The following is a 1,941-nucleotide window of genomic DNA, read 5'->3' on the forward strand; positions in this document are numbered from 1 at the left end:
AAACGGGCTTGAGACGAACTTTCCCACACGAGAGTTAAGCACCGCGTGAGATGGCGTTGAATACCGTTCAAAGAAAGGGTACGGACGAAGTACTATCGCTAAAAAAGCTCAAAGCGGTGCTGAGTGTACGGAATCTGACTGTTGGGGGACGTCCCAAACGCTAAGCTTTAACATTGTTGGGGTTGTACCACAACATAGGAGAACGATGCCTGCAAGGGTTGTGTACCGGGACGAAAACGAGAAGCCAGATGGAAGTCGGTATGAGATGGTCGCGTGGCAGGTTCCCTCAAGCGAAGACTTCCCGCAGGGACTGAAATACAGCTTTCAGTACATGGACGCTGACGGCGACACGCTCCTGCGGTATGATAACTCGCCGTACCACTTGGATGTTGGTCGACACCACCGACATACACCCGAGGGCGACATCACGAAGTTGGAGTTCACAGGGCTGTCCGACCTAGTCAACGATTTCCAAACCGAGGTGAACGAGATCTATGAGCAACGAACCAACTGATACTGAACCGACGCACGACGAATTCACTCCCGACCCGGACGAGGTCGAGTACCCTTCGACTCTCCGTATCACGTCGCTCCCAGCAGAACAGGCACAGGCGGCGGCTCTTGAGCGGGCCGAACGGTGGGAGCAGGGTGAAGAGGTACCGCATGTCGTCAACTTCGAGGATCGGACGCGGCTCCGCCAACTGCTAACCGACCGGCGGATGGAACTCCTCGAAGAGGTGATGGAACGCCCGCCCGAGAGTATCCGCGCACTGGCTAGTCGCTTGGAGCGCGACGTCCACGATGTGCACGACGATCTACACCTACTAGCCGAGTACGACATCGTCCACTTCGAGAAGGATGGTCGCGCAAAGAAGCCGTACGTCCCCTACGATACGGTCCGGATTGAGGTTGAGTTCGGTCTGCCGCGTGATGAGGGGTCTTCGTCGCCCGCATCAGCGTAGCCGGAGATTCGCGGTTACGATTTTCTTGAACCTGTTGAAACCTTCTTGGTGCTCCCGGTGGTACGACGCTGCTGGGACGCAGATTACTGAGGACTCTTGGCGTGAACAGTTACTCTCGGACTCAGAGACGTGGGTTGTCCCGGCGATTGCACTTCAGCGAGCGTCTGCTGATGTCTCGTCGTCACAGTCGTCGTCAGCCTCGCCAACACGGCAATTGCTCCGCTGTCAGTCGTGTGGGGAGTAGACACCGCATCGGTTCGACTCACGCGACGACAGCCCATCCGCAGCGTGGGCTGGAGAGCCTGTCTGGCGGTGCTCCGTGTGTCGAACACCGCGCTATGGGGGCGGACTGTTGGAGTAAGTCCCTTTGCAGAGGGTTGACGCACAGATTTGTTATAAGCTGTTGCATAAAATCATATAGTGTCCGAGAATACAGAACAAGGGATAAATATCTGTTTGCCAGTTGATCCACGTGGCGACACGGGAGTGTTTCGGTTGCGTGCGGCCGATGACGTGGTACGCCACCTCATTGATGCACACCAGTCCGAGTTCACACTCAAAGAATTGAGTGAGATAACAGACCGGAGTCGGTCGACAGTTTGGCGAGCAGTTGAGTTCCTTGAAGCTCTTGATATCGTACAGGTTCGACAGACAACACAGCGCAAGTACGTCTCGATCAACCCCGCTCGACTGCAGAAAGACGACCCTGTTCTCGGGATTCCACAAGTTGAGTATCACGCACCGGTTCGAGCGTTCGTTGAACGGGTCAACGCCGCAATCGAACAGACAGATGCAGTCACGAACGTACTCGGCATTCTCGTCTTTGGCAGTGTCGCCCGTGGTGAAGCCGACCGCAAAAGCGACATTGACGTCTTTGTGCTCGTTGAGGGTGACCGGACTATCGCGCGACGCGTCATCTCGACGGTGGCCGCTGACTTGGGCGAAGAACGGTTCGACGGCGACCGCTACACGTTTGAAC

At 56.1% G+C, this 1,941-nt stretch carries 3 protein-coding genes; all 3 read left to right on the forward strand.

All coding sequences use genetic code 11. From position 1 onward, the window contains the following. Positions 1 to 205: 205 nt before the first annotated feature. A complete protein-coding gene (locus tag QT222_RS01715; RefSeq protein ID WP_049896049.1) occupies positions 206 to 514 on the forward strand; it encodes a toxin-antitoxin system TumE family protein in 309 nt (102 codons plus the stop codon). After that, on the forward strand, positions 495 to 962 hold the full coding sequence (locus QT222_RS01720; RefSeq protein WP_004062178.1) for an HVO_A0114 family putative DNA-binding protein: 468 nt from the start codon (positions 495 to 497) through the stop codon (positions 960 to 962). Before QT222_RS01715 ends, QT222_RS01720 begins: the two co-directional genes overlap by 20 nt. 420 nt (positions 963 to 1,382) lie before the next feature. Then, on the forward strand, positions 1,383 to 1,941 hold a 559-nt coding region (locus QT222_RS01725), incomplete at its 3' end, for a nucleotidyltransferase domain-containing protein (protein WP_491476105.1).

Source organism: Haloferax sp. s1 (assembly GCF_058382125.1).

What these genes read in the sequence shown, in the direction of transcription:
- QT222_RS01715 (WP_049896049.1), top strand. Translation starts at nt 206, where the DNA reads ATGCCTGCAAGGGTTGTGTACCGGGACGAAAACGAGAAGCCAGATGGA.
- QT222_RS01720 (WP_004062178.1), top strand. Translation starts at nt 495, where the DNA reads ATGAGCAACGAACCAACTGATACTGAACCGACGCACGACGAATTCACT.